The 26,948-nt window shown below is 57.9% G+C and carries 30 protein-coding genes; 18 read left to right on the forward strand and 12 right to left on the reverse strand.

The window, feature by feature from the left end:
- Window positions 1–209: 209 nt before the first annotated feature.
- Complete coding sequence (locus tag EOI86_RS00955) at window positions 210–1,190, forward strand: SDR family NAD(P)-dependent oxidoreductase (protein WP_127763276.1); 981 nt, start codon at window positions 210–212, stop codon at window positions 1,188–1,190.
- Between the two features lie 24 nt (window positions 1,191–1,214).
- On the opposite strand, the gene EOI86_RS00960 is transcribed toward EOI86_RS00955, so the two are convergent.
- Window positions 1,215–3,002, reverse strand: a complete 1,788-nt coding sequence (locus tag EOI86_RS00960; RefSeq protein ID WP_127763277.1) for an AMP-dependent synthetase/ligase — start codon at window positions 3,000–3,002, stop codon at window positions 1,215–1,217.
- A gap of 131 nt (window positions 3,003–3,133) precedes the next feature.
- On the opposite strand from EOI86_RS00960, the gene EOI86_RS00965 reads away from it, so the two are divergent.
- The 3 genes from EOI86_RS00965 (at window position 3,134) to EOI86_RS00975 (ending at window position 7,663) form a co-directional block, all read left to right on the forward strand.
- Window positions 3,134–4,933, forward strand: coding sequence for a M3 family oligoendopeptidase (locus EOI86_RS00965; RefSeq protein ID WP_127763278.1), 1,800 nt, complete (start codon window positions 3,134–3,136; stop codon window positions 4,931–4,933).
- Between the two features lie 26 nt (window positions 4,934–4,959).
- Entirely contained in the window at window positions 4,960–5,787 is an 828-nt protein-coding gene (locus EOI86_RS00970) for an alpha/beta hydrolase (protein WP_127763279.1), read from the forward strand.
- A gap of 547 nt (window positions 5,788–6,334) precedes the next feature.
- Window positions 6,335–7,663: an ABC1 kinase family protein gene (locus tag EOI86_RS00975; RefSeq protein WP_127763280.1), complete on the forward strand. Its 1,329-nt coding sequence runs from the start codon at window positions 6,335–6,337 to the stop codon at window positions 7,661–7,663.
- Window positions 7,664–7,683: 20 nt separating this feature from the next.
- Here EOI86_RS00975 and EOI86_RS00980 read toward each other — a convergent pair whose 3' ends face one another.
- The 3 genes from EOI86_RS00980 to EOI86_RS00990 all read right to left on the reverse strand — a co-directional run bounded on the left by EOI86_RS00980 (window position 7,684) and on the right by EOI86_RS00990 (window position 9,685).
- Complete coding sequence (locus EOI86_RS00980; protein WP_127763281.1) at window positions 7,684–8,160, reverse strand: DUF302 domain-containing protein; 477 nt, start codon at window positions 8,158–8,160, stop codon at window positions 7,684–7,686.
- A gap of 130 nt (window positions 8,161–8,290) precedes the next feature.
- The gene (locus tag EOI86_RS00985; RefSeq protein ID WP_127763282.1) at window positions 8,291–9,223 is read right to left on the reverse strand and encodes a diguanylate cyclase; all 933 of its coding nucleotides are present in this window, start codon (window positions 9,221–9,223) and stop codon (window positions 8,291–8,293) included.
- A 102-nt stretch (window positions 9,224–9,325) separates the two neighbouring features.
- A complete protein-coding gene (locus tag EOI86_RS00990) occupies window positions 9,326–9,685 on the reverse strand; it encodes an Hpt domain-containing protein (protein WP_127763283.1) in 360 nt (119 codons plus the stop codon).
- 335 nt (window positions 9,686–10,020) lie between these two features.
- Here EOI86_RS00990 and EOI86_RS00995 point away from each other — a divergent pair, with 335 nt between their 5' ends.
- The 7 genes from EOI86_RS00995 (at window position 10,021) to EOI86_RS01025 (ending at window position 15,792) form a co-directional block, all read left to right on the forward strand.
- Window positions 10,021–11,409 carry a Re/Si-specific NAD(P)(+) transhydrogenase subunit alpha gene (locus EOI86_RS00995; protein WP_127763284.1) on the forward strand — a complete coding sequence of 463 codons (1,389 nt, stop codon included), beginning with the start codon at window positions 10,021–10,023 and terminating at the stop codon, window positions 11,407–11,409.
- Between the two features lie 3 nt (window positions 11,410–11,412).
- Window positions 11,413–11,841, forward strand: coding sequence for an NAD(P) transhydrogenase subunit alpha part 2 (locus EOI86_RS01000; protein ID WP_127763285.1), 429 nt, complete (start codon window positions 11,413–11,415; stop codon window positions 11,839–11,841).
- Between the two features lie 35 nt (window positions 11,842–11,876).
- The gene (locus EOI86_RS01005; RefSeq protein WP_127763286.1) at window positions 11,877–13,268 is read left to right on the forward strand and encodes an NAD(P)(+) transhydrogenase (Re/Si-specific) subunit beta; all 1,392 of its coding nucleotides are present in this window, start codon (window positions 11,877–11,879) and stop codon (window positions 13,266–13,268) included.
- A 186-nt stretch (window positions 13,269–13,454) separates the two neighbouring features.
- Window positions 13,455–14,201, forward strand: a complete 747-nt coding sequence (locus EOI86_RS01010) for a DUF1538 domain-containing protein (protein ID WP_127763287.1) — start codon at window positions 13,455–13,457, stop codon at window positions 14,199–14,201.
- The gene (locus EOI86_RS01015; protein ID WP_127763288.1) at window positions 14,198–15,010 is read left to right on the forward strand and encodes a DUF1538 domain-containing protein; all 813 of its coding nucleotides are present in this window, start codon (window positions 14,198–14,200) and stop codon (window positions 15,008–15,010) included. Before EOI86_RS01010 ends, EOI86_RS01015 begins: the two co-directional genes overlap by 4 nt.
- Window positions 15,007–15,357 (forward strand): P-II family nitrogen regulator, encoded by a 351-nt coding sequence (locus EOI86_RS01020; RefSeq protein ID WP_127763289.1) that lies wholly within the window; start codon window positions 15,007–15,009, stop codon window positions 15,355–15,357. Before EOI86_RS01015 ends, EOI86_RS01020 begins: the two co-directional genes overlap by 4 nt.
- A gap of 36 nt (window positions 15,358–15,393) precedes the next feature.
- Complete coding sequence (locus EOI86_RS01025; protein ID WP_127763290.1) at window positions 15,394–15,792, forward strand: CBS domain-containing protein; 399 nt, start codon at window positions 15,394–15,396, stop codon at window positions 15,790–15,792.
- 21 nt (window positions 15,793–15,813) lie between these two features.
- On the opposite strand, the gene EOI86_RS01030 is transcribed toward EOI86_RS01025, so the two are convergent.
- The 3 genes from EOI86_RS01030 to rpsU all read right to left on the reverse strand — a co-directional run bounded on the left by EOI86_RS01030 (window position 15,814) and on the right by rpsU (window position 17,930).
- Window positions 15,814–16,806 (reverse strand): hypothetical protein, encoded by a 993-nt coding sequence (locus EOI86_RS01030; protein WP_127763291.1) that lies wholly within the window; start codon window positions 16,804–16,806, stop codon window positions 15,814–15,816.
- 250 nt (window positions 16,807–17,056) lie between these two features.
- Window positions 17,057–17,524: a VOC family protein gene (locus EOI86_RS01035; RefSeq protein ID WP_127763292.1), complete on the reverse strand. Its 468-nt coding sequence runs from the start codon at window positions 17,522–17,524 to the stop codon at window positions 17,057–17,059.
- 202 nt (window positions 17,525–17,726) lie between these two features.
- A complete protein-coding gene (gene rpsU / locus EOI86_RS01040; protein ID WP_127763293.1) occupies window positions 17,727–17,930 on the reverse strand; it encodes a 30S ribosomal protein S21 in 204 nt (67 codons plus the stop codon).
- A gap of 183 nt (window positions 17,931–18,113) precedes the next feature.
- Here rpsU and def point away from each other — a divergent pair, with 183 nt between their 5' ends.
- Genes def through EOI86_RS01055 form a run of 3 tightly spaced genes read left to right on the forward strand, consistent with a single transcriptional unit; the run spans window position 18,114 to window position 19,787 of the window.
- Complete coding sequence (def, locus tag EOI86_RS01045; RefSeq protein WP_127763294.1) at window positions 18,114–18,689, forward strand: peptide deformylase; 576 nt, start codon at window positions 18,114–18,116, stop codon at window positions 18,687–18,689.
- Entirely contained in the window at window positions 18,664–19,344 is a 681-nt protein-coding gene (locus tag EOI86_RS01050) for a COQ9 family protein (RefSeq protein WP_127763295.1), read from the forward strand. The genes def and EOI86_RS01050 overlap by 26 nt, the downstream gene beginning before the upstream one ends.
- Before the next feature lie 56 nt (window positions 19,345–19,400).
- Complete coding sequence (locus tag EOI86_RS01055; protein WP_127763296.1) at window positions 19,401–19,787, forward strand: hypothetical protein; 387 nt, start codon at window positions 19,401–19,403, stop codon at window positions 19,785–19,787.
- 9 nt (window positions 19,788–19,796) lie between these two features.
- On the opposite strand, the gene EOI86_RS01060 is transcribed toward EOI86_RS01055, so the two are convergent.
- Both EOI86_RS01060 and purE read right to left on the reverse strand, forming a co-directional pair.
- Window positions 19,797–20,879, reverse strand: a complete 1,083-nt coding sequence (locus EOI86_RS01060) for a 5-(carboxyamino)imidazole ribonucleotide synthase (RefSeq protein ID WP_127763297.1) — start codon at window positions 20,877–20,879, stop codon at window positions 19,797–19,799.
- A 2-nt stretch (window positions 20,880–20,881) separates the two neighbouring features.
- Window positions 20,882–21,376: a 5-(carboxyamino)imidazole ribonucleotide mutase gene (gene purE, locus EOI86_RS01065; RefSeq protein WP_127763298.1), complete on the reverse strand. Its 495-nt coding sequence runs from the start codon at window positions 21,374–21,376 to the stop codon at window positions 20,882–20,884.
- A 150-nt stretch (window positions 21,377–21,526) separates the two neighbouring features.
- Here purE and EOI86_RS01070 point away from each other — a divergent pair, with 150 nt between their 5' ends.
- Window positions 21,527–22,318 (forward strand): GGDEF domain-containing protein, encoded by a 792-nt coding sequence (locus EOI86_RS01070; RefSeq protein ID WP_127763299.1) that lies wholly within the window; start codon window positions 21,527–21,529, stop codon window positions 22,316–22,318.
- Here EOI86_RS01070 and EOI86_RS01075 read toward each other — a convergent pair.
- On the reverse strand, window positions 22,308–22,514 hold the full coding sequence (locus EOI86_RS01075; protein ID WP_127763300.1) for a YdcH family protein: 207 nt from the start codon (window positions 22,512–22,514) through the stop codon (window positions 22,308–22,310). The two genes, EOI86_RS01070 and EOI86_RS01075, sit on opposite strands and share 11 nt — an antisense overlap.
- Before the next feature lie 127 nt (window positions 22,515–22,641).
- On the opposite strand from EOI86_RS01075, the gene EOI86_RS01080 reads away from it, so the two are divergent.
- Entirely contained in the window at window positions 22,642–23,751 is a 1,110-nt protein-coding gene (locus tag EOI86_RS01080; protein ID WP_127763301.1) for an ATP-dependent 6-phosphofructokinase, read from the forward strand.
- Window positions 23,748–24,347: a TIGR02444 family protein gene (locus tag EOI86_RS01085; protein ID WP_127763302.1), complete on the forward strand. Its 600-nt coding sequence runs from the start codon at window positions 23,748–23,750 to the stop codon at window positions 24,345–24,347. Before EOI86_RS01080 ends, EOI86_RS01085 begins: the two co-directional genes overlap by 4 nt.
- A 29-nt stretch (window positions 24,348–24,376) precedes the next feature.
- Here EOI86_RS01085 and EOI86_RS01090 read toward each other — a convergent pair whose 3' ends face one another.
- Window positions 24,377–24,994, reverse strand: coding sequence for an MlaC/ttg2D family ABC transporter substrate-binding protein (locus EOI86_RS01090; protein WP_127763303.1), 618 nt, complete (start codon window positions 24,992–24,994; stop codon window positions 24,377–24,379).
- A 19-nt stretch (window positions 24,995–25,013) separates the two neighbouring features.
- Window positions 25,014–25,799 (reverse strand): MlaA family lipoprotein, encoded by a 786-nt coding sequence (locus EOI86_RS01095; protein ID WP_161973644.1) that lies wholly within the window; start codon window positions 25,797–25,799, stop codon window positions 25,014–25,016.
- 493 nt (window positions 25,800–26,292) lie between these two features.
- Here EOI86_RS01095 and EOI86_RS01100 point away from each other — a divergent pair, with 493 nt between their 5' ends.
- Complete coding sequence (locus tag EOI86_RS01100; protein WP_161973645.1) at window positions 26,293–26,799, forward strand: thioesterase family protein; 507 nt, start codon at window positions 26,293–26,295, stop codon at window positions 26,797–26,799.
- Window positions 26,800–26,948: the final 149 nt, after the last annotated feature.

Here is a 26,948-nt window from a genome sequence, read left to right on the forward strand (position 1 = left end):
TTGCCTCCGCTGAAAGATCTATTCACGTGGAACCGCACGGCAAGAGGGGGCGACCTCGATGGACCGTGTCGATACAGGCGGCAATGGGGACACGAACGGTCGATTTAGGCGTGATTTGCACGCAGTGTTCCCGTATATGAGGGCCTTCGGTTGCCGTGGGACCTTTCCGGCGGTGGCATTTTGGGTACGACAATCTGGCGGTTTAGAAGATGACAGTTCTGGTTACCGGTGCGGCTGGCTTCATCGGGATGCATGTTTGCGAAGCCCTCTTAGCCCGGGGTGACCGCGTATGCGGCATTGATAATCTGAACGACTATTACGACCCGGCCCTGAAACAGGCTCGATTGAAGCGATTGCAAGGGCGCAACGGATTTGTCTTCGAGAAGGTCGATATCGGCGAACAGGCGAGCCTGAAAAAGGCGCTGGAGGACGTGCACGATATCGACAGGATCGTTCACTTGGCGGCGCAAGCGGGGGTTCGGTATAGCCTGGTCAATCCGCATGCCTATGTGCAGAGCAACGTAGTCGGCCATCTGAACATTCTGGAATATGCCCGGCATCGCGCTGGAATGAAGCATCTCGTCTATGCGTCGTCCTCCTCGGTCTATGGCGGAAACACCAAGCTGCCCTTTTCTATTGAGGATCGTGTCGACAATCCGGTGTCGCTCTATGCGGCGACCAAAAAGTCCGACGAATTGATCAGCCACGCCTACGCGCATCTCTACGACATTCCGATGACCGGCCTGCGGTTCTTCACTGTCTACGGTCCGTGGGGTCGGCCTGATATGTCAGCCTATATCTTTGCGGAAAAAATCATGGCCGGTGAACCGATTCCGGTTTTCAACAACGGCGACATGCAGCGGGATTTTACCTATATCGATGACATCGTCGCGGGTGTGATCGCCAGTCTGGACAACCCGCCGGAGCGCACCGAAGAGGCTGCGGCGCACCGGGTCTTCAATCTTGGCAACAATAGGCCCGAAGCCTTGCTGGACATGATCCATACCTTGGAGAAAGCTCTGGGCCGTAAGGCGGAGATTGATTTCAAGCCGATGCAGCCAGGCGATGTGAAGGCGACCTATGCGGATATCGACGCGTCGCGCCTCGAACTCGGTTACGAACCGAAAACCTCCATCGAAGTCGGCCTGCAGAAATTCGCGGATTGGTACAAGGGCTATTCCGGCGCCTGACCCGCCATCCGGGTGACCGGTCCGTTACTTCGAATAAAGCGCCTCCAAACGATCCCCGTAAAATTCCTTCACAATGTGACGGCGGACTTTCATCGATGGTGTCAGCATGGCGTTTTCGATGGAAAATGGCTCATCGACGACAATGAAACGCCGGACGCGTTCAATGACCGAGAGTTTCTTGTTCACGCGGTCCAGCGCTGCCTGCAATTCCTTACGCAAGGCCGGGTTGTCGTTCCAGGCGCCGTCGATTGCGCCGTTTTGCGTCTGCCAATCTTCCATCCAAACGGGATCGGGGGTGATTAGAGCCACAAGATGCGGGCGTTTGTCCCCGTAGACCATCGCCTGCGCGATTTCCGGCTCCAGGCAGATGATTCCCTCGACTCGTTGCGGTGAAAGATTATCACCGCCGGAATTAACGATAATGTCCTTCTTCCTGTCGGTGATCATCAGGTAGCCGTCTTCGTCCAGCTGCCCGATATCGCCGGTATGGAGCCAGCCGTCCTGCACCGTCTGGGCCGTGCGGTCCTGATCGTTCCAATATCCCAACATGACGAGTTCGCCGCGAACCAGTATTTCCCCGTCCTCTGCGATCTTCACTTCGACCCCCTCAAGCGGCGGGCCTACAGTGTGAAGCTTGTTCAGGGTTGGGTAGTTGCAACTGATGACAGGGGCGGCTTCAGTTTGGCCGTATCCCTGCAGAATGCGCAGACCCAGTGCGGTGAAGAATTGTGCGACGTCTTGATTCAAGGGGGCGCCGCCGGAGACGAAAGCTTTCAACCGGCCGCCGAACCGTTCTGAAACCTTGCTGCGTACAAGTTTTGTCAGCAGTGGGTCGATGGCGCGCTCGCAAAACCCGAGCGACTTCGGATCGTTGTAGCGTTTTTTGCCGATGGCGATCGTCTTAAAGAGCATCTTCTGCTTCAAACCGCCGGATTGCTCGGCGGCCCGCAGAATCCGGGCCCGCATGGTTTCGTACAGGCGCGGTACAGCCGTCATGATCGTCGGCCGTACTTCCCCGATATTCTGGACAAGTTTGTCGAAACCCTCGGCATAATAGACCTGGGCGCCGATGCTGATTGGCACGAACTGTCCCGTCGTGTGCTCGTAGGAATGGCTCAACGGCAGAAAGGACAGGAAGATCTCTCCACCGATGGTGAAACCGGGCAGCCGGGACAGCATGTCCTCCGCGCTCAAAGTGTTGCAGATGATATTGCCGTGGCTCAGCATTACCCCCGCCGGCACGCCGCCGGTGCCGGATGTATAGATAATGCAGCACATAGCGCCGCGGTCCAGGTCCCGGGCGCGTTCCCGGACAGCACCTGTATCATCTCCCGTCATCAGATCCGCCAAAGAAAGTACCGGCACATCCGACTTCCCATCTTCGGGCATGCCGTCGATCAAAATTGCGAATTCCACCGCGGTGTCCGCTGCTGCGGGCAGCAAACGCTCTGCCAGGTCCCTATTCGACACGATCGTCGCTTTGGCGCCGCTATCGGTCAGAATATGCCGGTGGTCCGCCACCGTGTTGGTCGTATAGGCGGGCACCGTCACCGCGCCGATCGACATGATGGCCAGGTCGGCGATCATCCATTCGGGTCTATTTTCCGACACCAGTACGACGCGGTCGCCGGGTCCGATGCCTTTGGCGGCAAGCCCTGACGCGAACCGAACGACTTCGTCCGCCGTTTCTGACCAAGTCCGTGGGATCCATTTGCCGCCGCGCTTGTTCCAAAGGAAGGGCGCATCGCCGAAACGGTCGCATTGATCGAAGAACATTGTCGGCAGGTTTGGCGCCTGCGCGTAGTCCACCATTCGTATCGCCTCCCTTGGGGCCAAGGCTCGATTTAGCCCAGTTTTTGAGTCGGCCCTTGTATTCCAGCCCTTACGGCCTTTTTCTATCTAGTTTGAAGATAGAAATTTCCAGGGTGTGGAGTAAAGATACTATGAGCGATGCGCAAAGCACTTCTACCGCGAAGGCCCTTGGTGACTTGCCGGAATGGGATCTGTCCGACTTGTATCCGGGCCAGGACGATCCTTCCCTGGAAGGGGATCTGACGGCCGCCTCGGCGAGCGCATCGCTGTTCAAACAAAGTTTTGCCGGGCGGATGGATGGCCTGGACGGTGACCAGTTGGCGGCAGCGATCCAGGAATACGAGCGGATCGACGAGCTTCTCTCCAAATTGATGAGCTATGCGCAATTGGTCTACTCCGGCAATGTTACCGACCCGGCGATAGGGCGTTTCTATCAAAGCGTCAATGAACGCGCGAACGCCATCTATTCCGACATGCTGTTCTTCACTCTGGAATTGAACCGTTTGGAAGACGCCCATGTTGAGGCGTTGCTGAACGAAAGCGCTCAGCTTGCCGCCTACCGGCCCTGGATCCGCGATCAACGCGTGATGCGTCCGCATCAACTGGCGGATGACCTTGAACGCCTGTTGCATGAAAAGTCCGTTGCAGGGCGCAGCGCTTGGGTGCGCCTTTACGACCAGACCCTGGCCGGCCTTCGCTTTCCGATGAACGGCGAGGAACTGACCAGTACCCAGGTGCTGGACCGGATGTCCTCGCGGAATCCCGTAGAACGGAAGGACGCTGCGCATTGCTTGGGAACGGTGCTTTCGAAGAATGGCAGCCTGTTCGCCTATATCACCAACACATTGGCGAAGGATAAGGATATCGAGGACCGCTGGCGCGGTTTCGATCGGCCGGTATCGGCCAGGAACCTCCGCAACTATGTGGAAGACGAAGTGGTCGACGCCCTGTCGTCGGCCGTACGTCAGGCCTTCCCGGACCTTTCGCACCGTTACTACCGCTTGAAAGCGAAGTGGTTCGAAACCGATCAATTGGACTATTGGGATCGCATGGCGCCGTTGCCGGACGAGGACGACCGCCTTGTGCCCTGGGATCAGGCGCAATCAACGGTCCTGACTGCTTACGGACAGTTCTCGCCGGAACTCGCAAGCATTGGGGAGAAGTTCTTCAAAGGCGGCTGGATTGACGCCCCGGCGCGACCCGGCAAAGCATCGGGCGCCTTCGCGCATCCGACCGTGCCCAGCGCGCATCCCTACCTGCTGCTGAATTATCAAGGCAAGGTTCGGGACGTCATGACACTCGCCCATGAGCTGGGGCACGGCGTTCACCAGGTTCTGGCCGGTGGCCAAGGTCATCTGATGGCGGATACCCCGCTGACCCTGGCAGAAACGGCGTCCGTTTTCGGGGAAATGCTGACCTTCCAATCCATGTTGGCAGGCACGGAGGACCCTAAACGGCGACGTGCGATGCTGGCCTCGAAGATTGAGGATATGCTTAACACGGTGGTACGGCAGATCGCCTTCTATGAGTTCGAGCGCCGCGTCCATGACGCCCGCAAGAACGGGGAATTGTCGGTTGATGATTTGGGCGATATCTGGATGGATGTCAGCCGCGAAAGCCTGGGTGATGCCTTCCGGTTCGACGATCATTTCCGGACCTTCTGGATGTACATCCCGCATTTCATCCATGCGCCGTTTTACGTCTATGCCTATGCGTTCGGGGATTGCCTCGTGAACTCGCTCTACTCCCTCTACGAGGAGGCGGAAGAAGGTTTCGCGGCGAAATACCTGGACATGCTGCGCGCCGGGGGCACATTGCGGCACCAGGAACTACTGGCGCCGTTCGGCTTGGATGCGTCGGACCCGGCCTTCTGGGCCAAAGGGCTTGGCGTGGTGTCCCGATTCATAGACCGTCTGGAAGAGACGTTCTGATAATCTGAAATTGAGTTGGAGTTGATGTGGCGGATACAACGGCCGAAATGCCGGCGGGGTTGGAGATTCTTCGTGCCCTTCCGCCGGAAGGGGTAACCCCGCGGCCCGTGCCGTTGGTTTTTCTTCATGGCGCTTTTGCAGGGGCGTGGTGTTGGGCAGAGCATTTTCTGCCTTGGTTCGCGTCCCAAGGATATGCGTGTTACGCCCCCAGCTTCCGTGGTCATGCGGGGAGCGCTGGGCACGACAAGCTCCACAGCTACGGCATCGAAGACTATGCGACCGACCTGGGAAGTGTGATTGAGGACCTGCCGGCGCCGCCGGTGATTATCGGGCATTCCATGGGCGGTTTTGTCGGTATGCGTTTCCTGCAGGACCAGCCGGCAATGGGCCTTGTCCTGCTGGCTTCAGTGCCGCCGACCGGTCTTGCCGGACCGGCGCTGAGCTTGGCGATGTGGAATCCCTCTCTGCTGGGTGAGGTGGCGATGCTTCAGCAGATGAACCCCAAATGGGCCTCCCTCGATGTAATGCGCGGCGCTTTGTTCTCGGCGGAAGACGACCCCGAAGTCTTGGCGCGTCACTTCAACCAGATGGATGGCGAATCTCGACGCGCAACGATGGACATGCATGGCGCGATGCGGCTGCGGCCGGACAGTTGGAAAGACAAAATGCCGGTCCTCGTGCTCGGTGCGGCGAACGATACGTTGATACGCAAAGCCTTTGTGCGGTCCACGGGGCGTCGCTTGGGGCGGCGGCCGGAATTCTTCGAGAATACGGGGCATGGCATGATGCTGGACCGGTCCTGGCCGCAGGTCGCGGCGCGGATTGCCGAATGGCTTGTGGCGCAAGGTTTCTGACGATTTAGAAGCTCAGTGGACAAAAAAAGGGCCGAAGCGATGGCGCTTCGGCCCACCAGTCTCGAGCACGTGTATAGGGAGCTTGACCTTTATCCGTGCTCGGGAGGCGACTGTGACAGGCTTCCGTCTGACTATGCACAACCCGTTCTGGGAACGATTGGGGATAAGAACGGTTTGTACTGGGTGCTGGAACCGGCTGTTTTCGGACCGATGTCACTGTCAGACAGAAGCCTGGGGAACGATGAGACGGTCCTTTGAACCGTCCGGGAGAATCTGTTGCGTCCTTTTTCCTTTCGTCATTTTCGAAAGAACCGGATGTGTCTGCGGGGAAAGGCAGCCGACACCGGTCAGGTCGTTTGTTGATCAACAGTCTTTCACATCCCTAGCGGTTCGCTTTGACTTGGATCAATTTTCGCAACAAATCGTCTTCCATGGTTTCGGCCCCGTATGCGTCTTTTGGTCCACCCGGGCCGGACTGGCGTAAACAGGCAGGAACAACCAAGTTTATGACGAGCGGGACCAACGTCTCCATTGAGGTGCGAACGACATGTCTGAGAAGAAGAGCCTTACCGGTCAGGTAAAGCGTTATGCGCGGGTTGGCGGTGCCATGGCCGGCGTCGGGGCGCGACTGGCCGGCGCCCGGTATCTCGGCATGGAACTCGACAAATCCCGTCACGCGGAGGATCTGAAATTGGCTTTGGGCGGCTTGAAAGGGCCGTTGATGAAGGTTGCGCAGATCTTGGCGACCATCCCCGATGCTCTTCCCCGCGATTATGTAGACGAACTACAGCAGTTACAGTCTAATGCGCCGGCCATGGGTTGGCCGTTCGTCAAACGCCGGATGACGACCGAACTGGGGCCGGGTTGGACGAAAAGGTTCGATGACTTCGAAAAAGTGGCCGCCCATGCGGCATCCCTAGGCCAGGTCCATCGTGCCGTTACGACTGAGGGCGAACAGGTTGCCTGTAAACTGCAATATCCGGACATGGCCTCAGCGGTCGAGGCGGATTTGCGGCAGTTGAAGCTGATTTTTTCCATTTACGAGCGTTACGACAACGCTATTAACACCAATCAAATTCATACGGAGATTTCGGAGCGACTTCGCGAGGAACTCGACTATCAGCGCGAGGCACGGGCAATGACCCTTTACGGCTCGATGTTGGCGGATGAGGATCGCGTAACCGTACCGGAACCGGTGCTGGATTTGACCACCGACCGGCTTCTGACGATGAACTGGTTGGACGGCAAACCGTTGATGGACTTTACCGAGGCTGATTTATCGGTCCGGAACGACATCGCCTTTGCGATGTTCCGGGCTTGGTATGTGCCGTTCTATTATTACGGGGTGATCCATGGTGACCCGCATTTGGGGAACTATGCCGTGCGCCAGGATCACGGCATCAATCTGCTCGATTTCGGCTGTATCCGCGTTTTTCCACCAAGTTTTGTCGAAGGGGTAATCAGTCTCTACAAAGCCTTGCGGGATAAGGATCAGGACCTTGCGGTCCATGCCTATGAGACCTGGGGCTTCGAAAACCTGTCGAACGAATTGTTGGAAGTGCTGAACATCTGGGCAGGTTTCATCTATGCCCCCTTGATGGAAGACAAGGTACAGAAGATCCAGGAAAGCGATAGCGGCCTGTATGGAGCCTCGGTGGCGCATAAGGTCCATGTGGAGCTTCGGAAACTGGGCGGTGTGACGCCCCCGCGCGAATTCGTCCTGATGGACCGCGCGGCCATTGGATTGGGGTCGGTCTTCATGCATTTGAAGGCGGAGGTGAACTGGTACCGCCTGTTCCATGAGCTGATTGCCGACTTTGATGTCAAAGTCTTGGAAAAACGGCAGAAATCCGCGTTGACGAAGGCTGGTCTGTAAGTCCGGCCTAGCTTCCAGGCCTATGGCGCGACAGCCTGCCGCGCAATGGCATAAAAAATGGTGTCCAGTTCGCGTGCCAATGCGGTCAGTGCGGTGCCGCCGTCGGCATAGGGCGCGAAGACGCTGCTCGGCGTTTTATAGGCAAGGGCGGCCGTGCCGTCGGGTTGTTCCATCACATGGATCAGAATCGGGGCCTCCGTGCCGGCAAGCTGGCTGGCTTCGATCATGCGGACAGCGAAGTCGTTTCTATAGATCCCGAAGACGCTATCCCCCGGAAGATCGACGCCCCGCCGGTTTGCCGCCGCGCTGGCGCTTGCCTTGAACACGCGCAGCATACCGTGATCGGTAATCGCCTTGCCAAGGCGCTCTTCCAATTCCTTGAACCCATAAGGCGATGTCAGAACCTGAAGCCCATCCGGCGCGGCAAAGGCAACATGCGGGCCGAAGCCAACCCAAAAGGCGATCAACAATCCTGCCAGACCGTTCCAACGAACCATTGCTCTATCCTCTCTCACGGCATCACTTTGTGAAGGATAGTAGACGGATTGCCGGCATGGGCGGTTCACTTCCTTCTCACTTCCCCGTCACTTCGACATAGGAGCGAGAGGTAAGGTTTGCCGTGGAAGACTAGGCGCGGTCGTTGCCGTTTTCGTCGGCGATCGAGAGGATGACCTGATTCCGGCCCTGGTTTTTGGCCTGATACAAGGCGGCATCGGCACGGGACATGAAGGATTCTGTGGAATCGCCGCCCCGGCTGTACTGTGTCACCCCCATGCTGACCGTGAATTTAACCTCGTTGTCGTGGGATTTCACGTTCAGGCCCGCGATGTTCTGGCGTAGGCGGTCGCAGACAATCTGCGCTTTGTCCATCGTGGTCTCCGGCATGCAGATCGCGAATTCCTCGCCACCGAGCCTGCCCACGATATCGTGCCGGCGAAGCATCTCAACACAGGCACGTGTTAGCGCGCGCAGCACGTCGTCGCCAACCGCGTGGCCGTAGGTGTCGTTGATCGACTTGAAATGGTCTGCATCCAGCATCGCGATCGAAAGTGGCTCGTTGAACCGTTGCGCGCGGGCGACCTCGGTTTCCAGCCGGTCCAGGAAGTGTCGGCGATTGCAGGCCCCGGTCAGGGAGTCGATGGTCGCCATCACATGCAACCGTTCGACCGTTTTCTGAAGCTCACCTTGGTAGCTGCGCATACGCAGAAGATTACGGCAGCGCGCAACCAATTCCTCTTCATCCACGGGTTTGCGGACGAAGTCGGTGGCGCCGGCTTCCAGCATGTCGTGCAGCGTCGATTGCTTGTCGTCGATTGTCACCACGACCACGGGAACATGCTGGTTCCGTTCGATGGACTGGAAACGCTTCAGGAACTCGGACCCGTCGATATCGGGCATGATGTAGTCAAGGACGAGCAAATCTGGTGTTTCGACGGCGGCCCAATTCAATGCTTTGACTGGATCGGTGAAGACGACCGTATAAACGAAATCCAATTTCCGCAGCAGGTCTTCGATCAGCAACGCATTCGGCAAGCTATCGTCGACGATAAGAACCTTCATAACATCATCCCCCAGTTTTTCGGCTCTGACATCGCTGGCATATGAACCAGTCGGCAACGCTGCCCCCACATCGTTACCGTATCATACCAGTACGCCGACCCCTTATTTGTTGCCGATCGTTATGATCTCGGCAACGCATGTCTGCAGTCTGCCCAACAGTAGGTCAAGTTCCTCATCTGAAAGGTTTTCTGCCTCTAACGCCTTTGCCGTATGCTCCAGGCGAGACAAACCATAATTCCCGGCCAGCCCTTTCAGCGTATGGGCGTCGCGCCGCCGGTCAGGGCCGACAAATTCCAGTATTGAGCTATCCGTGCCTTCCGGAACCCTGTAGCGTTCCAGGATCTTTTCCACTTCGGGCGGAACCAGGGAAATCAAATCCAGGTATCTTTCCTCGCCGAGTGCCTGAACCAAACTTTCCGTCTTTTCCAAGTCCTGTACGGGAAGCGCGTCAAAATTTTGCATAACAAACTGTTCCAAAAAGAAAATTCTACATAGAAGGCGGATGTTTGCCGGCCGATTACCAAGCACGGTATTGCGTGGTGCCCGGCTTTAGCAATGACGGTCATCACGCTTTGCGGCAATCGTCAATTCGTTGCGGTCTATTCTTTGGCTTGCCCAACGTTAGACCTAAGGACAGGCGTACCCGTCTTTTTTTTGCGCCGCGGTGTCATTAGAGTGTTCACGGGGGAGGACGGTCTAGCCCAGTGCGGCCAATAGCTGATACCTTCCTGTAAAATTTACGTCTGGTAACGGTCGGCGATTCGCGCCTTCCGATCAGCGAGGGGACAAACGCCTTCATGAAAATCGCAGTTCTTAAAGAACGGCGGTCTGGGGAGCGGCGGGTAGCTGCATCGCCTGAAACCGTCAAGAAATTCACCGATCTCGGCTGCACCGTGACCGTTGAGAAAGGGGCCGGTGACGGCGCTGCCCTTTCCGATGCGGTTTTCGAGGAAGCCGGCGCGAAAATAGCAGCCACACCAGAGGCAACCGTAAAGGACGCCGATGTGGTGTTAAAAGTCCAACGCCCGATGACGGCGGCGGACGGCGAGGATGAGGTCGCGCTCTTCAGCAAAGGCCAGATTCTGTTGTGCCAGATGAATGCCTTGATCGACGGCGCGCTCGTACGTGCATGCGCGGACGGGGGCGTACAGGCATTCGCCATGGAACTTGTGCCGCGCATCACGCGCGCCCAGTCGATGGATATTCTGTCGTCGCAGGCGAATATCGCTGGGTACAAGGCGGTTCTGGACGGGATTGAGCAATATGGCCGCGCCGTGCCGATGATGTCGACGGCGGCCGGACGCGTTACGCCCGCGAATGTTTTCGTGATGGGGGTCGGCGTTGCAGGACTGCAGGCGATCGCGACCGCCAAACGGCTCGGCGCCGTGGTGTACGCGACGGATGTACGCCCCGACACGAAGGAACAGGTCGAAAGTTTGGGCGGGAAGTTTGTCGCGGTTGAAAATGACGAATTTCTTCAGGCCCAAACCTCGGGCGGTTACGCCAAGGAAATGTCCGACGACTACAAGCGCCAGCAGGCCGAACTCGTCGCCAAGACGCTCCCGAAAATTGATATCGTGGTCACAACGGCCCTGATCCCGGGGCGTCCGGCGCCGGTTCTGGTTACCGAAGACCATGTGAAAAGCATGAAGCCGGGGTCGGTCATCGTCGATCTGGCGGCCGAAGCGGGCGGCAATTGTCCGCTGACCGAATTGGGCAAGGTTGTCGTCAAACACGGCGTTACCCTGGTCGGGCACGGCAATTGGCCGAGCCGCGTGCCGGAGACAACCAGCCTGCTTTTCGCGAAAAACCTGCTGAACTTCCTGACACCCTTGATCGACAAGGAAACCGGCAAGCTCGCGATCAATTACGAGGACGATATCATCAAGGGGTCCCTCGTCACGCGGGACGGCAAGATCGTTGAGGAACGGGCAAAGGCCAACGCCGAAAAGTCCGGCGGAGACGCTCCAGCGAAAACGACTGCGAAGAAAGCCGCAAAGAAGAGTGCGGCTAAGAAATCATCCGCCAAAAAATCATCTGGCAAAAAATCTTCGGCAAAGAAATCAGCCGCTAAGAAGGCGGATGCCACCAAACAGGCAGCACCGACTGATACGCCGGACGGGGATGACCCGAAACCGGATGCAACATCGACGGAAACACCCACTGATTCCGGGGAGGAGAAGTAGGCGATGGATAAGCAACAACTTCTCGACAAGATTTCAGAGCTTTCGAGCAAGGCGGAAGGACTGGCGGCACAAGCGGATGCCCTTGCCGTCCAGGCGGCGCAAATGACTGGAACCGGCGCGGGTGAAGTGGTCGCCACCACGGGATCGCCTTTCCTGTTTCTGTTTACCGCATTCGTACTCGCCTGTTTCGTCGGCTACTACGTGGTTTGGAGTGTGACACCAGCTCTGCATTCGCCGCTGATGGGCGTCACCAACGCAATTTCCAGCGTGATCATCGTCGGCGCCCTGATTGCGGCGGGCCCGATGGACATGAATATCAGCAAGATATTTGGGTTCCTCGCGGTGATGCTGGCCAGCGTAAATATCTTCGGTGGCTTTGTGGTGACGAACCGCATGCTTGCCATGTTCAAGAAAAAAGAACGCAAGGGCTGACCGGCCCGGCATCTGGATCAAGGAGGAATTGAAAGATGGCCAATTTAGCCGGTTACGCCTACCTGGTGGCGGCAATTTGTTTCATCATGGCTCTACGGGGCCTGTCGTCGCCCGAAACCGCGCGCAAGGGTAATCTGTACGGCATCATCGGTATGTTGATCGCGGTGATAACCACGATCGCCATGCCGAGTGTATTGAGCTACGGACTGATCATCTCCGGCATATTGATCGGGGGGGCAATCGGAACCGTGATCGCTTTGAAAATCCAGATGACGGCTTTGCCGCAGCTGGTGGCGGCGTTCCACAGCCTGGTCGGTCTTGCGGCGGTGTTTGTTGCCGCGGCGGCCTATTACACACCGGAAGCCTACGGAATCGGTTCGCCGGGCAAGATCGGGGTCGGAAGCCTGATTGAAATGTCTCTCGGTACGGCGATTGGGGCGGTGACCTTCACCGGTTCCCTTATCGCCTTCGGCAAACTGCAGGCGATCTTCCGGTCCGCACCGGTGATGTTCAAAGGCCAACATGCTCTGAACGCGCTTTTGGGCTTGTTGCTGATTGCGTTCGTCGTCTGGTTCTGCACCACGCAGGAACCGGTCGCATTCTGGGCGATCGTGGTGTTGTCGTTGGTGATCGGCGTGTTGTTGATCATTCCGATCGGCGGTGCCGACATGCCCGTCGTCGTTTCCATGTTGAACAGTTATTCCGGTTGGGCGGCTTGCGGCATCGGGTTCACACTGGCGAATACGGCCTTGATCGTAACCGGCGCGCTCGTCGGGTCTTCCGGCGCGATCCTGTCCTATATCATGTGCAAGGGCATGAACCGGTCGATCATCAACGTGATCCTGGGCGGCTTCGGCGCGGAAGGCGGCGCGGCGGCGGCTGCCGGTGGCGATGACGACCGCCCGGTCACTTCAGGGTCGCCCGAGGATGCGGCGTATTTCATGAAGAACGCCGAAAGCGTGATCATCGTGCCGGGGTACGGCATGGCGGTCGCACAAGCGCAGCACGCACTGCGTGAAATGGCCGATCAGTTGAAGGAAGCCGGCGTCACGGTACGGTACGCCATCCATCCGGTGGCGGGACGTATGCCGGGGCATATGAACGTGCTGCTGGCGGAAGCGAACGTGCCCTATGACGATGTCATGGAATTGGAAGAGATCAACCGCGATTTCTCTTCGACTGACGTCGCCTTCGTCATAGGGGCGAACGATATTACCAACCCGGCGGCAAAGACGGACGAGACCAGCCCGATTTATGGCATGCCGATCCTTGATGTTGAAGAGGCGGGCACCGTATATTTCATCAAGCGTTCGATGGCGACGGGCTATGCCGGGGTGCAAAACGAGCTGTTCTTCAAGGACAACACGGTGATGCTGTTCGGCGATGCCAAGGACGTTTGCGAAAAGATCGTCGGCGCAATGGATTGACCGGCCTACGGGTAATTCAAGGAATGAAAGGGCCCGGCTTTGCCGGGCCCTTTCTGTTGGGACTGGGGTTTTGAACCCTTGTGCGGTTGCGGCGCAGCATGCCACAAACAAGGGGTGACGGCCTGCGGACGCGTGGTGGAAGGCTCGGCCGGCACGGCACGGTCTGGGATGGATACGGGATAGGGAATGCGCTCTCAGCTTCTCGGATTGGCGCGGCTCATGCTCGCATCCTTCAGGGATTTAGCGCCGATCATCCTCGTGATTTTCGTTTTTCAGGTCTTCGTCCTGCAGCAACCGTTTCCCAATCTCGGTGAAGTCATTCCGGGCCTGATCCTCGTCGTCGTCGGCCTCACTTTTTTCGTCCAGGGACTTGAGCTTGGCCTTTTCCCGTTGGGAGAGGATATGGCCCAGGCCTTCGCGAAGAAGGGGAATCTGTGGGCCCTTCTGTCCTTTGCCTTTTGTCTGGGGTTTGGCACCACGGCGGCCGAGCCGGCCCTGATCGCGGTCGCCAAGGAAGCTGCCGAGGCCGCCGCGGAAGGTGGCGTTCTTGCCCGGGAAGCTGAGGCAATGCGCAATTACGCCATGGGATTGCGCATCACGGTGGCCCTTTCGGTCGGCGCGGCGCTTGTCCTGGGCGTGATCCGCATCCTGAAGGGCTGGCCGTTGCCTTATATCATCGTCGGCGGTTACATCCTCGTCGCATTCATGACGGTTTTCGCGCCGGACGAGATCATCGGGGTGGCCTATGATTCCGGGGGTGTGACGACGTCGACCATCACGGTTCCCCTGGTCACGGCCCTGGGGGTCGGCTTGGCAACAGTTATCCGTGGGCGAAATCCGATGATCGACGGGTTCGGTTTGATCGCCATGGCGAGCTTGTCGCCGATGATCTTCGTCATGGTCTATGGGATCGTGCTGGGGTGGATCGGATGACGTTGCTGGTCGCCTTGTTCGAATCCCTCGGCCGGACGATGTTCGACATTCTCCCGATCGCAGCGGTCCTGCTGGGATTTCAGCTTTTCGTCATCCGTGAGAAACCGAAACGGATCGGGCGGGTTCTCGGCGGCTTTGCTTATGTCCTCGTTGGCCTGTCCCTGTTTCTTGTCGGGCTGGAACAAGCGTTGTTTCCTGTTGGGGAGGCGATGGCGCTACAACTGACGCATCCGGATTTTGTTGGCTCCGTTGCTGGCGCCGGCGCGGACTGGACGCTGTATTTCTGGGTTTATGCCTTTGCCGCGGCGATCGGGTTTTCGACCACCATCGCTGAACCGTCGCTGATCGCGGTGGCCATCAAGGCCCAGGAGATGTCTGCCGGTGGTTTGCCGGCCACGCGGCTCAGGATCGCCGTGGCGGTCGGGGTCGGGATCGGGGTTGCGCTGGGCGCCTTCCGCATCGTCACCGGCGATCCGCTCTACATCTATATCGTGGCCGGTTATGCCATCGTGGTCCTGCAGACGATCTTCGTGGCGCGTGGCCGGACCAAGTGGATCGTGCCGCTTGCTTATGATTCAGGTGGGGTCACGACATCGACGGTGACTGTGCCGGTGGTAACGGCGCTGGGGCTGGGATTGGCGACGACAATTCCCGGACGCAGCCCGATATTGGACGGTTTCGGCCTGATCGCCTTTGCCAGTTTGTTTCCGATGATAACGGTCATGGGGTTCGTACAGATGGACGTTGCCATCACGGCCTGGCGCGCCAAACGCGAGGTATCCGGAGTTCAAGAAGGAGTGAGCAGATGAAAATGAAGCTGCTGATAGCGATCGTCGATAACGAGGTTACCGATGACATCATCGATGCGGCGCGTGAAGCGGGAGCGACCGGCGCCACCGTCATAAACAACGCGCATGGGGAGGGATTGAAGGTGGAGAAGACCTTCTTCGGCCTGGACCTTAGCGGCCAAAGGGACATCGTCCTATTCCTGGTGGTTGCCGAGCGCGCGCGCCGGATTCTGGAAGCGATCGAAAAGGGCGGAAAGCTGCAGGAAGACCGCAACATGGGGCTTGCCTTGCAGGTCGATATAGAGGATGCCGTCGGCCTGCGGGGGCAGTTGAACGCCATGCTGGACGAGATCAAGGACGAGGTTTGACGGAGCCTGCGGGCCCTGTTTCGTTGGGAGGATGGGATGAGCGAAAAAGAATATACCAGCGTCGCCGACGTTATGGTGCGGCAGTTGCACATCATCGACCGGATGGCCCCGGTCCAGCACGCAATCGACGTTATGCGGGAGTCAAACGTGACATCCCTGGTCGTCGACCGCCGTGATCTGGCCGACGAATTCGGTCTGATCGTGATAGACGACATCGCGCGTGAGGTGATTTCCGAAGGGCGTTCCACGCTGCGGACATCTGTCTATGAAATCATGGTGAAACCGGTCCTGACGCTGCCCGCCGACATGAACGTCAAATACGCGGTTCGGCTGCTGGTCCGCGTCGGCATGGACCGCGCCTTGGTCGTCGATTCAGAACGTCATCCGCTCGGCATGGCCACATTGCGCGATATCGTTTACCGGCAGCAGGAATAGTGTGGCTCTACAGAGCGGCCCTCATTGACGTTCTATTTTGGCGATGCGTTCCGATGCCAGTTTTGTCACTTCCTCAAGCGGTAGCAATTCACTCTCTGCGAAAAGTGGGTCTTCGCCGTTATCCGGTTCATAGAGAACGAAGCGAACAACGCCAAAGTCGCATGTCTTCGATTTGGCGCTGCCGATCAGGCCCTGCAGCGTCTCTCCCTCGTTGAATTCACCCAATATTACCAATGGGTCTTCTGTTGGCCAGTCGCCGACTATACTGAACGTTCCATCCTCTTCAATGAGGCCCAAGAGCTGGACGGCAGGTTGGTTATCGATCTCCATACTGCCTTGAACCCATCCATCCTGAATGTACAAACGAGCCTTGGCGAATTGGCGAACGGAGCAATCGACCACAAGCTCTCCATCGTTATTGGTCTTGAATACCCACCCATCTTGATTGAGGCCGTAGGAGAAGAAGGTCGTATCACGCGCAAAAGCGTCACGGCGATATTTGTCCAGTCGAGCGGCCGTTTTTTCGCGATAGGCCACGACACTCGCAGGTAGGTTGCCGAACAGACTGTCAGGGTATAGCGCGGCATGCGTTTTATAGGCCGAAAGTTCGTCTTTTTGCAGAACCGTTTGCCACGCCGCGAATTCCGCGAATACGTCGCTTTCCACTAATTCTGCCAGCACTTCCCCCCGTTCTTCATCGTCGTAACCGGCTTTTGCGTATCGCCGCTCAAAAGACTTGGGCAGGTAAACTTGCTGGTAGTCGTTTTCCATGCAGGCCTCAAAACGCCTGTCCTCGTATTCGTCTCTCTTGGCAGCCGTGGCAACGCCCGAGGCTACGCCGACGACAACACCGGCAATCAGCGCACCAAGCAGACCGCCACCGCCATAGTATCCTCCGCCGCCGCCCGTGTTGCTCGGGGGAGGCGTATAGTTCTCGGCCAGTTTGGCGGCTTTCTCGCGGCATCGGGTTACGTCTTCGACATAGGATGCGGCAGTGAAACCTTCAGGTTTCATGAAGATGACGGTGCGGCCGCTTTCGGCTTCGAAACGCGGTTTTTCCAGAACGGATGTCGATGCCGTGCCCACGTTGGATGTGGTTTGGCACCCAACCAGCGCGCCCACCAGCGCAACAGTAACGGTCACCCGAAGACATTTCCGGACACGCATTGCCCCTACCCCCCATAAAACAACCACCAATCGGCCCAATCAGAGACCTGTATAGCAGTTGAATTCATCAGCTTGAAGGTCGCGCGCTGGTTAATGATTATACCTCTCCTTCCGCCAAGGGGCGGCTGACGACCCAGCAATAGCCGTCCGGGTCCAGGATGCAGCATTCGCGGAGGCCGTGGGGTTTGTTCAGGCAGCCGGCGAGCACAATGGCGTCGAATTTCCTGGCACGGTCTTCGGCGGCATCGGGATCCTGATTGTATAGATGAAATTCCGCGCCGATGCCGCGACCCTCGATTGGGGTGCCGTCTTCGTCCCGCACGAAACCCAGCAGTGGATTGTCGGAATAGGTGTGATCGGCGTGGAGCATCCATTCGGCGCCGTTCGAGGCGAGGACCGCGAAGTCCTCGTTCCAATAGCGGGTATCGGCCTGCAGGACGGTTTTCGCGAATTCGATGGCGCGCGCCATGTCGGCCACCAACAGGTTGAAGCCGATGCCTTTCAAGCTTTTCCCATAGTCCGGGGCGTCCACGGACCATGGTTCTTTTGTGCTTTTGGATGTCATACTCACCACCGTCGCTGATCTGATGTTGCGGTGAGTGTAGGGGGCGTTTGCCCGCCGTGTCAGACCCAATTCGAAAGCGGCGGGGCGGCCACTTGGTATGAATGCCTGGCCCTAAAATGCAAAAACGCCCCCGAACGCTTGCCCGAGGACGCCTGATGCAACCGGATCGGTGTGAAACCGTGCCGATATGAGTGGGGTTGCTCTAGAAGCCTTCCCGCTCAAGCCGCTTGCGCAGAAGCTTGCGATGACGACGAACGGCTTCAGCTCGTTCGCGCGCGCGCTTTTCCGACGGTTTTTCGAAATGCCGACGAAGCTTCATTTCGCGGAAGATGCCTTCGCGTTGCATCTTCTTTTTCAGAGCGCGAAGTGCTTGGTCAACGTTGTTGTCGCGTACGGAAACCTGCACTGCTTTCACCACCTTTCAGGGTCGATAGAATTATCAAATGGCAATAGATACCATATCCGCGGGGCTTTCCCCGCGGTGGCGAGCGTATAGCACAGCGATTCCGACCTGAAAAGGGGTATGCTTGATGCTTCCGTATGCCGCACCACCCTTTACCTTAGGCCGGACCGATACCATAAAGAAGATATGGCAATTCTGAAAATAGCCCGAATGGGGCACCCCGTCCTGCGCCACAAGGCCGAACCGGTCGCCGATCCGACGGCGCCGGAAATCCGCCATTTGGTGGCCAATATGATCGAAACCATGAAAGACGCGGGCGGTACAGGCCTTGCGGCACCCCAGGTCCACGTTCCGGCCCGAGTCGTCGTCTATATGGTGTCGCAGTCCCGGCTTGAGGATGGGGAAGAAGAAGTTCCCCTGACTGCGTTGGTAAACCCGGTCCTGACGCCAATTGGCAAGGAAAAGGTCTATGGCTGGGAGGGGTGCCTCTCCGTTCCTGGTCTGACCGGGCTGGTGCCGCGATACAATTCGGTGCGGCTGCAAGCGATTACACCGCGCGGCGATGTCATCGACAAGACTGTCGCTGGGTTTCATGCCCGTGTGTTACAGCATGAAATCGATCATCTGGACGGCATGCTTTATCCGCAGCGGATGGATGATCTGTCCCTGCTGCTGTTCCAAGAAGAAATGCGCTTCGGCATACCTGAGCGCGCCAAGATATTGATGGAGGTCGAAGATGACCGCGAAGTCGAAGAAGCCTGACCTGAGCGGCGCTGACCCGGCCGCCTTGCGGGACGCGATTCTGGATGCGGCGATATCCCATGTCCCCTTCGACGGGTGGGGGCGCGAGGCGGCGATCCGCGGTGCGGAGGATATCGGTTTGGATGCGGCCGCGGCGATGCGCGCCTTTCCGGACGGTGCGCGCGACATGATCGCATGGCACTTGCGCCACGCCGACCGGCAAATGGCGGAAACACTGGCGGGAATGGACCTGCCGGGCATGCGGATTAGAGATCGGATCGCGACGGCGGTGCGGGTACGGCTGGAGCAGAACGCACCGCATCGGGAGGCAATTCGTAAGGCGATGGCCTTCCTTGCCCTTCCCCAGAATGCGCCCATGGCGGCACAGGCACTTTACCGCACGGTCGACGAAATGTGGTTCCAGGCAGGCGACACGGCGACCGATTGGAATTTCTATTCCAAACGCGCGCTGTTGGCGGGCGTCTATTCCAGCACCGTGCTGTTCTGGCTGAACGACAAGTCCGAGGATTTTCGCGATACATGGGCCTTTCTGGACAGACGGATTGCCGATGTAATGAAAGTCCCAAAACTGACGGGCAGGCTTTCGGCGGTCCTGGGCTATCCGTTTCGGCGGGCTAAGGCATTCCGAAACTACGGCGTTCGGGCAAATAGCTGACCGGAACAGCGGCGGATTGTTCACGCGATACGCGTGCAATTTTAAGGGATGTCGGAATGGCGCATAGCGGGGACGGGTTCTTCCGCAACCTGCCGCGGAATATGTACAAGGTCCTGCGGCCGGAACAGGACGACATTGTCTCCGGTCAGGCGGATAGTATTTATGCCCGCAATGCCGTCATTCTCTCCGCGATTGCGCTTTGCCCGCTGACCGCGCTTTTCGTATCGGCGGCACTGTTGATCAACGCCAAGATCGCTGAAATGCCGGCATTCACACTCAATGCATGCCTGTTCTATCCGGTTACCGGGCTTGCCGCCGTGGTGATCGGATTGGCTGCCCATAGAAAGGGCCGCTATGGCCTGGCGCTGTTTGGGGCAATGGTTCTGCCCGCACTGAATATCGGCGCGATAATCGGTGGATTTCTGTGGTGGGCGGTTTCTTGACGGGGACCGTTACTTAAGGCGGGTGACGTGACCCATCTTCCGGCCAGGTTTCGCCTCGGCCTTGCCATAGAGATGCAGTTGCGCGTTCGGTTCGGCCAGAAAGGCCTCCCAATCGTCGATCTCATCACCAAGCAGGTTCGTCATTTCAGCCGGGCGCAGTATCTCGGTACTTCCCAAAGGCAGGCCGCAGACGGCGCGGACCAGTTGCTGAAACTGGCTGGTCATGCAGGCGTCGATCGACCAATGGCCGGAATTGTGTGGCCGCGGGGCCACTTCGTTCACCAAGACAGACCCGTCATGGCAAGCGAACATTTCCACCGCCAGAAGGCCGGTCAGGTCCAGCGCTTCGATTGCCTTGTCAGCGATTTCCTCGGCGGCCCGGGCCGTTGCGGAGGGCAGGTCCGCCGGGGCGTGCGTCTTGTACAGGATGTGGTTGCGATGTTCGTTCATCACGACTGGAAATGCACGAATCTCACCACTGGCGGACCGGGCGGTAATGACGGAAACCTCGCAGTCGAAATCGACGAAGCCTTCCAGGATGCATCGCACACCGCCCAGATCTTTCCAGGCCTTTAACGGGTCGTCGCCCGGTTTCAGCATCGCTTGGCCTTTGCCGTCATACCCGAAACGCGCGGTTTTCAGGACGGCGGGAAGACCGATCTTCTCAATCGCTGCGACCAGGCTTGCCTCATCCGTCACCTCCGCCCACGGGGCGGTGCCGATCCCGGCGTCGTTCAAGGCCTGCTTTTCCAGAATTCGATCCTGCGCAATCCTCAGGGCATGAGAACCGGGGCGCACTGGGACACGATCTTCAAGATACTTCAGGGCGGCGACGGGAACGTTCTCGAATTCCAGCGTGATCACATCGCAAGCCTCCGCAAAGCGGGCCAGGACGGTTTCATCTTCATATGAACCGGCGATGTGTTCCGCCACATGACTGGCAGGGCATCCTTCCTGGGGTTCAAGAATCAGGCAGCGATACCCCATTTCGGCCGCTGCGATGACGGTCATACGACCCAGTTGGCCACCACCGAGAATGCCGATACAGGCGCCGGGTGCGACCGGGCCAGAGGAAGTTTTTTTCGTCGCCATGATCAGTCTTCGTCTTGCGGTTCCTGGGCAACAGCCTCTGTCTGCCGAATTCGCCATTGGTTCAACGCCGTTCGGATGGCCGGGTCGTGCAAGGCCAGGACCGAGGCTGCCAGCAAGGCCGCGTTGATTGCGCCGGGTTTGCCGATTGCGAGTGTTCCGACGGGGATGCCACCCGGCATCTGAACGATGCTCAACAGGCTGTCCTGTCCTTTCAGGCTTTTGCTTTCAATCGGGACACCGAAGACGGGCAGGGCGGTCATCGAAGCGGCCATCCCGGGAAGGTGGGCGGCACCGCCGGCGCCGGCAATGATCACGTGAAGTCCACGATCCTGGGCCGTCTCGGCATATTCGACCAAGCGCTTGGGCGTTCGGTGCGCGGAGACGATCTTGGCCTCGAAAGGAACGCCGAGCGTCTCAAGTGTTTCCGCCGCATGGCGCATGGTCGGCCAGTCGGACTGGCTACCCATGATGATGCCGACCTTCGGTGTCTTATCCATCGCTGTCCCGTTATGCTTGCCCGGATATGCTGGTCCGGAGTTTGTGCCAGGATTGCGCCAAGGCAATAACTTGGCTGGGAAAGCGCCGGAGTATAGGCGGCGTGCGGCCCTGCGCAAGGGGTGGTAATATCAGACCCGATAGGGGGGCACATGTCCGACGAAGATTTTTGGGATATTGACCAGTATCTGACCACCCGGCGAAACCGCGAGATCGGCACCGACAGGGTGGTGGACCCTGTGCGGTCGACGCCGGAGGTTCGCGCTTATGACGCGTCGGCTGACCGAGTGGAGCCGGTTGGACGGGACCTGCCGGACCGCCGCAAGAGGCAGCGGAAACAACCGCGGGATATCGCGGAAATCCACGGTTTGGACGAGGCTGAAATTGACGGTAATGTCCGCCATGCCCTGGCCGATTTGATTCAGGAGATCGGTTTACTGCATGACGATCTTCGACTTGCCGAGGGACGCATACAGTTCCTTGAAGGCGAATTGGGTCAAGACGATCTTGGCGATTGGCTCGACCGTAAGGGATTCCTGGGCCAATTGTCCCGGTTGTCGACCTTGGATGAAAAGGAAGGGGGGCAGAGTTCCCTTGTTCTCGTCAGGCTCGACGGTTTCACTGAAACGCGCCGGAAACTTGGCTGGGCGACGGCGGATGAACTTGTTGAGGAACTTGGCCGTAGGCTGACGCAAATCCCCAACTCGGTCATCGGCCATGTGGCGGACGACATGTTCGGCGTTCTGCTGGTCGGTGTGCCCGGCAAAGATGTTGGAACAGCCTTGGGAGAAGCAATACCGGCGGAGATAAGGGTGCATGGCACCAACCCGGATCTCGCGGTGGTTTGGGTTGCCGTCGACATGCGTCCAGGACAGAGCGAGTTATCGCAGTTATCAGCAGCCGAACGTAAATTGCCGCAGCAATCCGGTGGTATCAGGCAATGATGTCCGGAATGAGCATGGCTTCAAGGCGTGCCATTTCATCCTTGAGCAGCAATTTTCGTTTTTTCAGCCGTTGGACTTGAAGTTGGTCGAAAGGGGCTTCTTCCAACAGCCGCGCGATTACATCGTCCAAATCTCGATGTTCCAAGCGCAGCTCTTCCATCCGATGCTGGATCTGCTCTTCAGTCTGAAAATCCATGGATGCCAGAAATCTCAAATACCGGTAACGAGGGCCTCCGCCAGCATAACACACTTGTCTCGCGGTTCGGGTATGCTTTTCACCGGTATCTTCGCCGGGGGCAAGTTCGAAATTTAAGGAAAACGGAATGGACGGACCAAAAGATATCAAGGCGATCGGTGTTCTGACCAGTGGCGGGGACTGTGCGGGGCTGAATGCGGCGATCCGCGCCGTCACTTACAGGGCCGCCGTCGGCTTTGGCTGGAAAGTCCTTGGTATCGAACAGGGGACGGCCGGTCTGATGCAACGGCCGGTACAGGCCCGCGCGTTGACCACGGACCTTTTCGATGGGGCCTTGTTGCGCTCGGGCGGAACCTTGCTGGGCACGACAAACAAGGGCAATCCCTTCGCCTTTCCCCGTTCGGACGGGACCGTCGAGGACCGGAGCAACGAGGTTATCGAGGGCTATCGCAGTCTGGGGCTGGATGCTCTGATCGCCATTGGAGGGGACGGTAGCCAGGCGATCATTCGAAAACTCGCGCAGCAAGGCGGCATTGATCTGGTTTGTATCCCGAAAACGATCGATAACGATATCGGTGCGACGGAGGTGTCGATCGGATATGATACGGCCGTCCAGGTGGCGTCGGATGCGCTGGACAAGCTGCAGCCGACAGCCGCGAGCCATAGCCGAATCATGATTCTGGAGGTAATGGGGCGCGATGCGGGTCATATCGCACTAGCTTCCGGCATTGCCGGTGGTGCGGATATCATCCTGATTCCGGAAATTCCCTATTCCATCGATCATGTCGTGCAAAAGATCGAGGCATTGCGCCAGTCAGGTCGCAACTTCGCTCTAATCGTGGTCGCTGAAGCCTGCCCTGGGCCGGACGGGAAGGTAGTTGCCCGCGAAGGGCGGTACGGTGGGGTCGGACACGCCCTCGGTGAGGCATTGGAAAAGCGGGTCGATGCGGAACTGCGTGTGACGGTTTTAGGGCACCTTCAGCGCGGTGGCCAACCGAGCCCACGGGACCGTCTGATGGCGACGGTGTTTGGAACCCATGCAGTCGATCTTGTCGCTTCCGGCCGATTTGACCGAACGGTCGTCTGGCGGAACCGGCAGGTAGACGACGTTCCTATTGAAGAGGCTATCGCGACCTATGCGAATGTAGCTGTCGACGGTCCGTTGGTTCGCGCCGCACGGGCCTTGGGCGTCAGTTTTGGGGATGCGGTGCCGGTGGTGTTGGGAGAAGCCGAATGACTGATGATCGAGGGCCGGATCTTTCGGCGGAAGATTTTCCACCCGCTGCGGAATCCTTGGCGCTGGACAATCCCTTTTGGCAGTTCTCCCTATCGGCATATAGCTCTTCGGCAGTGAGGGAAGCCTGCTTGGAAACCCAGGACCAGTATGGCGCGGATGTGAACTTGATGCTGTTGTGCTGTTGGGTCGGATTTTCCGGGGTGCGATTGGATGGCGCCGGCGTGAAGCGTCTCGATCGGCTTGTTGAAGGCTGGCGTAAAGAGGTCATAGGGCCGATTCGGACGGTGCGGCGGCGGTTGGTGGAGGCGGTCGGCCCCATGGGGCCGCAGGTCACGGCCAAATTCCGGGAAGATGTGAAAGCCGCCGAGTTGCAGGCCGAACAAATCCAGCAGGCGGTTCTCTACCGAGCCCTAGAGACACTGCCGGGGCGGGATGCCCGGAACGCGGAACGGTCCGGTGTGGCACGGATGAATCTCACGCTTTACCTGAAGGACGTTCGGGGGATCGACGATAAAGCCGTGCTAAAAGAAATTGTCGAGGCGACGGTTCTCGGCTGCCGTGATGAATTGGAGAAAGAAGAAGACGAAACCACGTAGGCCGATACGCGCACCCCAGGCGGGGGCGTTTATGAGTTGCGCAGTTTTTCGTTCTGCGCCCTGATGGCATCGATCAGCGCGCCGACTTGGCCGTCGTTCCGCCGGATTACCGCAGCGTATTCGTCTCGCTGCGTTACCAGCATGGACAATCCCTCAATCACAATGTCGAATATCCGCCAGCTGTCATCATGGGGCGTCAATCGCCATTCGATCGTAACGGGGGGAGCATCTCCATTTTGCTTCAACGTGCTGGAAACGACCTTTTGCCCGCGGCTGCCGTCCCGAACTCCGCCAACGTTGAATTCCTGCCCATTATAGCTCGCGAAACGCCAAGCATAGGTGACGACGACGTTATCTTCCAAGGCGCTACGAAAAGCGTCGATCTCCTCATCGCTAGCCTTGCGTCGGAACGGCCCCAGCAGAAAATTGGACACATTCTCCAGGTCGAAACCGTCCTGCAACATAGTGCGGAAACGTTCTTGACGCTCTTCGGGGGGAATATCCGGGGCTGTCAGATTTTCAATGGCACCCGCCGCCAGCCGGGCGATGAAAGCATCGGGGCTTTCACCGGCCATCACCGGCTGGATTGGGCATAGCCAAGCAAACGTTAAAAGGGCAACGAACAGGCGACGGCTGATCTTGATCATCGCGATGCCCCCGGTATTCCTACTGAACCAGTGCGGCTTTCGCTTTGCCGTCGTCGTCTTCGTCAATCTCGAAATTGACGGACGGGATCGGCGCGCCTTCGGCTTCGTCGCCGTTGCGGATCATGTTTTCGCGCTGCTGATGATACAGGCTGCGGATGGTTGCGTAGAAGTCGAGCGATGTCGCTTCCAGATCCTCGAGCTGTTTCATATTGCGCGAACGCGTGTCGACCGTTTCAAGCACACGCCGGCCAATGGCGATGACGGTGGGAAGATCCTTGTCGGAATTGATGCCCCACCAAGTGATCGGGTCCATGAAGTAGTCGGGAACCATGCCGACGGTGTCACGCAGATTCGACGGGCCGAGAATCGGCAGCATCAGGTATGGACCTTCACTGGTCCCCCAGACGCCAAGCGTTTGCCCGAAATCTTCCGGCCGATAGGCAATACCCTTGCCGTTGCCGTTGGCAACGTCGAACAGCCCGCCCAAACCGATGATCGTGTTGGTCAGGAACCGCCCGACCGTATCGCTGGCGCCTTGAATGTCGCCCTGCAACAGGTTGTTTGCCAGAATGACCGGCGTTTTCAGATTCCGCAGGAAGTTCCGGATGCTGTCCTTGATGCCGCCCGGCAGTTCGCCGTACAGCGATGCGAAGGGACGAACAATGACCTTATCAAGTGCGAGGTTCACATCGAAGATGACGCGGTTCACATCCTCAAACGGGTCGTTGACCACAGTCGCCGAGGTCCCCGCAGTATTTTGAGGCGTGGCGCAGGACGCCAATCCAAGTGCCAGGGTACATACCATAAAAAACTGCAGAAGCCGCTGGATGTTCATAATCTGACACCAATCCCCATACTCGACCAAGTTCCATACGTCCGAGAGTGAACTATCAAACGCCACCCAGCTACAACGCCAATCTCTATCCTACAAGCATCGGGCTGACCGCGCTCGCTTAATGTTAATCGCAACACCGGCCACCGTCCTTATTTTTCCCAATTCCCACCCAATCTTGGATAAGAGGGAAACTTAAGCTCCGGAGCCGTAAGAGACTGTAAATGTTGTATTCCTGGGGAACCTCGCGCCGAATTTCTCTCCTCAAACTAGCCATATCACGCTTGCCGACCACTGACTGTGACCGCGCTCACGGCTCTCTCATTGTGCCCTCCGGTAGCACAGCATTTGCTTATCAGCCAAAGAGATAAGCATCAGGCAAATCGGAATCTTACAGGGTGTTGCATTTTTGTCGCGTTTCGGCGAAGCCTCCCGATCACCAAACGCTTTAGGGGGTATGAAGGATATGAGCCAGGATACGACTTTGACAGATATTGACCCAGCGCTGATCGCCGGGTGCACCCTGCGTGTTGCGCCGGATTGGATCGACGCCAATGGGCATATGAACGTGGCTTATTATGTTCAGGCGTTCGATCAGGCGACGGACTATTTTTTGGAGCGTATCAATCTGGGCTGGTCGTACCTTGAGAAAGACAACGGTTCGACCTTCACGGCGGATATGAACGTGTCTTACATCAACGAGGTCCATTTGGACGCGCCATTGGCGTTTACGACCCAGTTGATTGGTTTTGACGACAAGCGGGTTCACTATTTTCATCAAATGTTTCATGCGGAAGAAGGGTTCCTTGCGGCGACCAACGAGTGCCTAAGCCTTCATGTTGATATGTCGACCAGGAAGGTCGCACCGATTCCGTCGGCACAGGTTGCCTTGCTGCAGGAAATTCAAGAAAGACAAGCGCATTTGCCCGCACCGAGCAGGCTGGGCAGGGTCATGAAGACTAAATCAAAATAATGAAAATTCGCCCTTCGCCTTTTGTGCCCGCCAGGGTGAATATCGCTATTTCTAGTGCCCTTGGCGTGTCGGTGGCTGATTTCATGGCACTTTGACGATTGAAGATGGATCAAAAGCATTGAGCGTGCTTTCTATTTTCCCTAACTTAA

Origin of the sequence: Hwanghaeella grinnelliae, from assembly GCF_004005845.1 — a bacterium.
In the GTDB taxonomy this organism is placed as follows: domain Bacteria; phylum Pseudomonadota; class Alphaproteobacteria; order UBA8366; family Aestuariispiraceae; genus Hwanghaeella; species Hwanghaeella grinnelliae.

Bases quoted from the DNA above. Each gene is read 5' to 3' on its own strand.
- EOI86_RS01090 (WP_127763303.1), bottom strand. From the start codon at position 24,994: ATGATCAAGATCAGCCGTCGCCTGTTCGTTGCCCTTTTAACGTTTGCT.
- EOI86_RS01010 (WP_127763287.1), top strand. From the start codon at position 13,455: ATGCGCTCTCAGCTTCTCGGATTGGCGCGGCTCATGCTCGCATCCTTC.
- EOI86_RS01085 (WP_127763302.1), top strand. From the start codon at position 23,748: ATGACTGATGATCGAGGGCCGGATCTTTCGGCGGAAGATTTTCCACCC.
- EOI86_RS01100 (WP_161973645.1), top strand. From the start codon at position 26,293: ATGAGCCAGGATACGACTTTGACAGATATTGACCCAGCGCTGATCGCC.
- EOI86_RS00985 (WP_127763282.1), bottom strand. From the start codon at position 9,223: ATGAAGGTTCTTATCGTCGACGATAGCTTGCCGAATGCGTTGCTGATC.
- EOI86_RS00960 (WP_127763277.1), bottom strand. From the start codon at position 3,002: ATGGTGGACTACGCGCAGGCGCCAAACCTGCCGACAATGTTCTTCGAT.
- EOI86_RS01015 (WP_127763288.1), top strand. From the start codon at position 14,198: ATGACGTTGCTGGTCGCCTTGTTCGAATCCCTCGGCCGGACGATGTTC.
- EOI86_RS01060 (WP_127763297.1), bottom strand. From the start codon at position 20,879: ATGGCGACGAAAAAAACTTCCTCTGGCCCGGTCGCACCCGGCGCCTGT.
- EOI86_RS01080 (WP_127763301.1), top strand. From the start codon at position 22,642: ATGGACGGACCAAAAGATATCAAGGCGATCGGTGTTCTGACCAGTGGC.
- purE (WP_127763298.1), bottom strand. From the start codon at position 21,376: ATGGATAAGACACCGAAGGTCGGCATCATCATGGGTAGCCAGTCCGAC.
- EOI86_RS00975 (WP_127763280.1), top strand. From the start codon at position 6,335: ATGTCTGAGAAGAAGAGCCTTACCGGTCAGGTAAAGCGTTATGCGCGG.
- EOI86_RS01000 (WP_127763285.1), top strand. From the start codon at position 11,413: ATGGATAAGCAACAACTTCTCGACAAGATTTCAGAGCTTTCGAGCAAG.
- EOI86_RS01075 (WP_127763300.1), bottom strand. From the start codon at position 22,514: ATGGATTTTCAGACTGAAGAGCAGATCCAGCATCGGATGGAAGAGCTG.
- EOI86_RS00990 (WP_127763283.1), bottom strand. From the start codon at position 9,685: ATGCAAAATTTTGACGCGCTTCCCGTACAGGACTTGGAAAAGACGGAA.
- EOI86_RS01020 (WP_127763289.1), top strand. From the start codon at position 15,007: ATGAAAATGAAGCTGCTGATAGCGATCGTCGATAACGAGGTTACCGAT.
- EOI86_RS01025 (WP_127763290.1), top strand. From the start codon at position 15,394: ATGAGCGAAAAAGAATATACCAGCGTCGCCGACGTTATGGTGCGGCAG.
- EOI86_RS01055 (WP_127763296.1), top strand. From the start codon at position 19,401: ATGGCGCATAGCGGGGACGGGTTCTTCCGCAACCTGCCGCGGAATATG.
- EOI86_RS01035 (WP_127763292.1), bottom strand. From the start codon at position 17,524: ATGACATCCAAAAGCACAAAAGAACCATGGTCCGTGGACGCCCCGGAC.
- EOI86_RS01030 (WP_127763291.1), bottom strand. From the start codon at position 16,806: ATGAAACCTGAAGGTTTCACTGCCGCATCCTATGTCGAAGACGTAACC.
- EOI86_RS00955 (WP_127763276.1), top strand. From the start codon at position 210: ATGACAGTTCTGGTTACCGGTGCGGCTGGCTTCATCGGGATGCATGTT.
- EOI86_RS00980 (WP_127763281.1), bottom strand. From the start codon at position 8,160: ATGGTTCGTTGGAACGGTCTGGCAGGATTGTTGATCGCCTTTTGGGTT.
- EOI86_RS01070 (WP_127763299.1), top strand. From the start codon at position 21,527: ATGTCCGACGAAGATTTTTGGGATATTGACCAGTATCTGACCACCCGG.
- EOI86_RS00965 (WP_127763278.1), top strand. From the start codon at position 3,134: ATGAGCGATGCGCAAAGCACTTCTACCGCGAAGGCCCTTGGTGACTTG.
- EOI86_RS01005 (WP_127763286.1), top strand. From the start codon at position 11,877: ATGGCCAATTTAGCCGGTTACGCCTACCTGGTGGCGGCAATTTGTTTC.
- EOI86_RS01050 (WP_127763295.1), top strand. From the start codon at position 18,664: ATGACCGCGAAGTCGAAGAAGCCTGACCTGAGCGGCGCTGACCCGGCC.
- def (WP_127763294.1), top strand. From the start codon at position 18,114: ATGGCAATTCTGAAAATAGCCCGAATGGGGCACCCCGTCCTGCGCCAC.
- EOI86_RS01095 (WP_161973644.1), bottom strand. From the start codon at position 25,799: ATGGTATGTACCCTGGCACTTGGATTGGCGTCCTGCGCCACGCCTCAA.
- EOI86_RS00995 (WP_127763284.1), top strand. From the start codon at position 10,021: ATGAAAATCGCAGTTCTTAAAGAACGGCGGTCTGGGGAGCGGCGGGTA.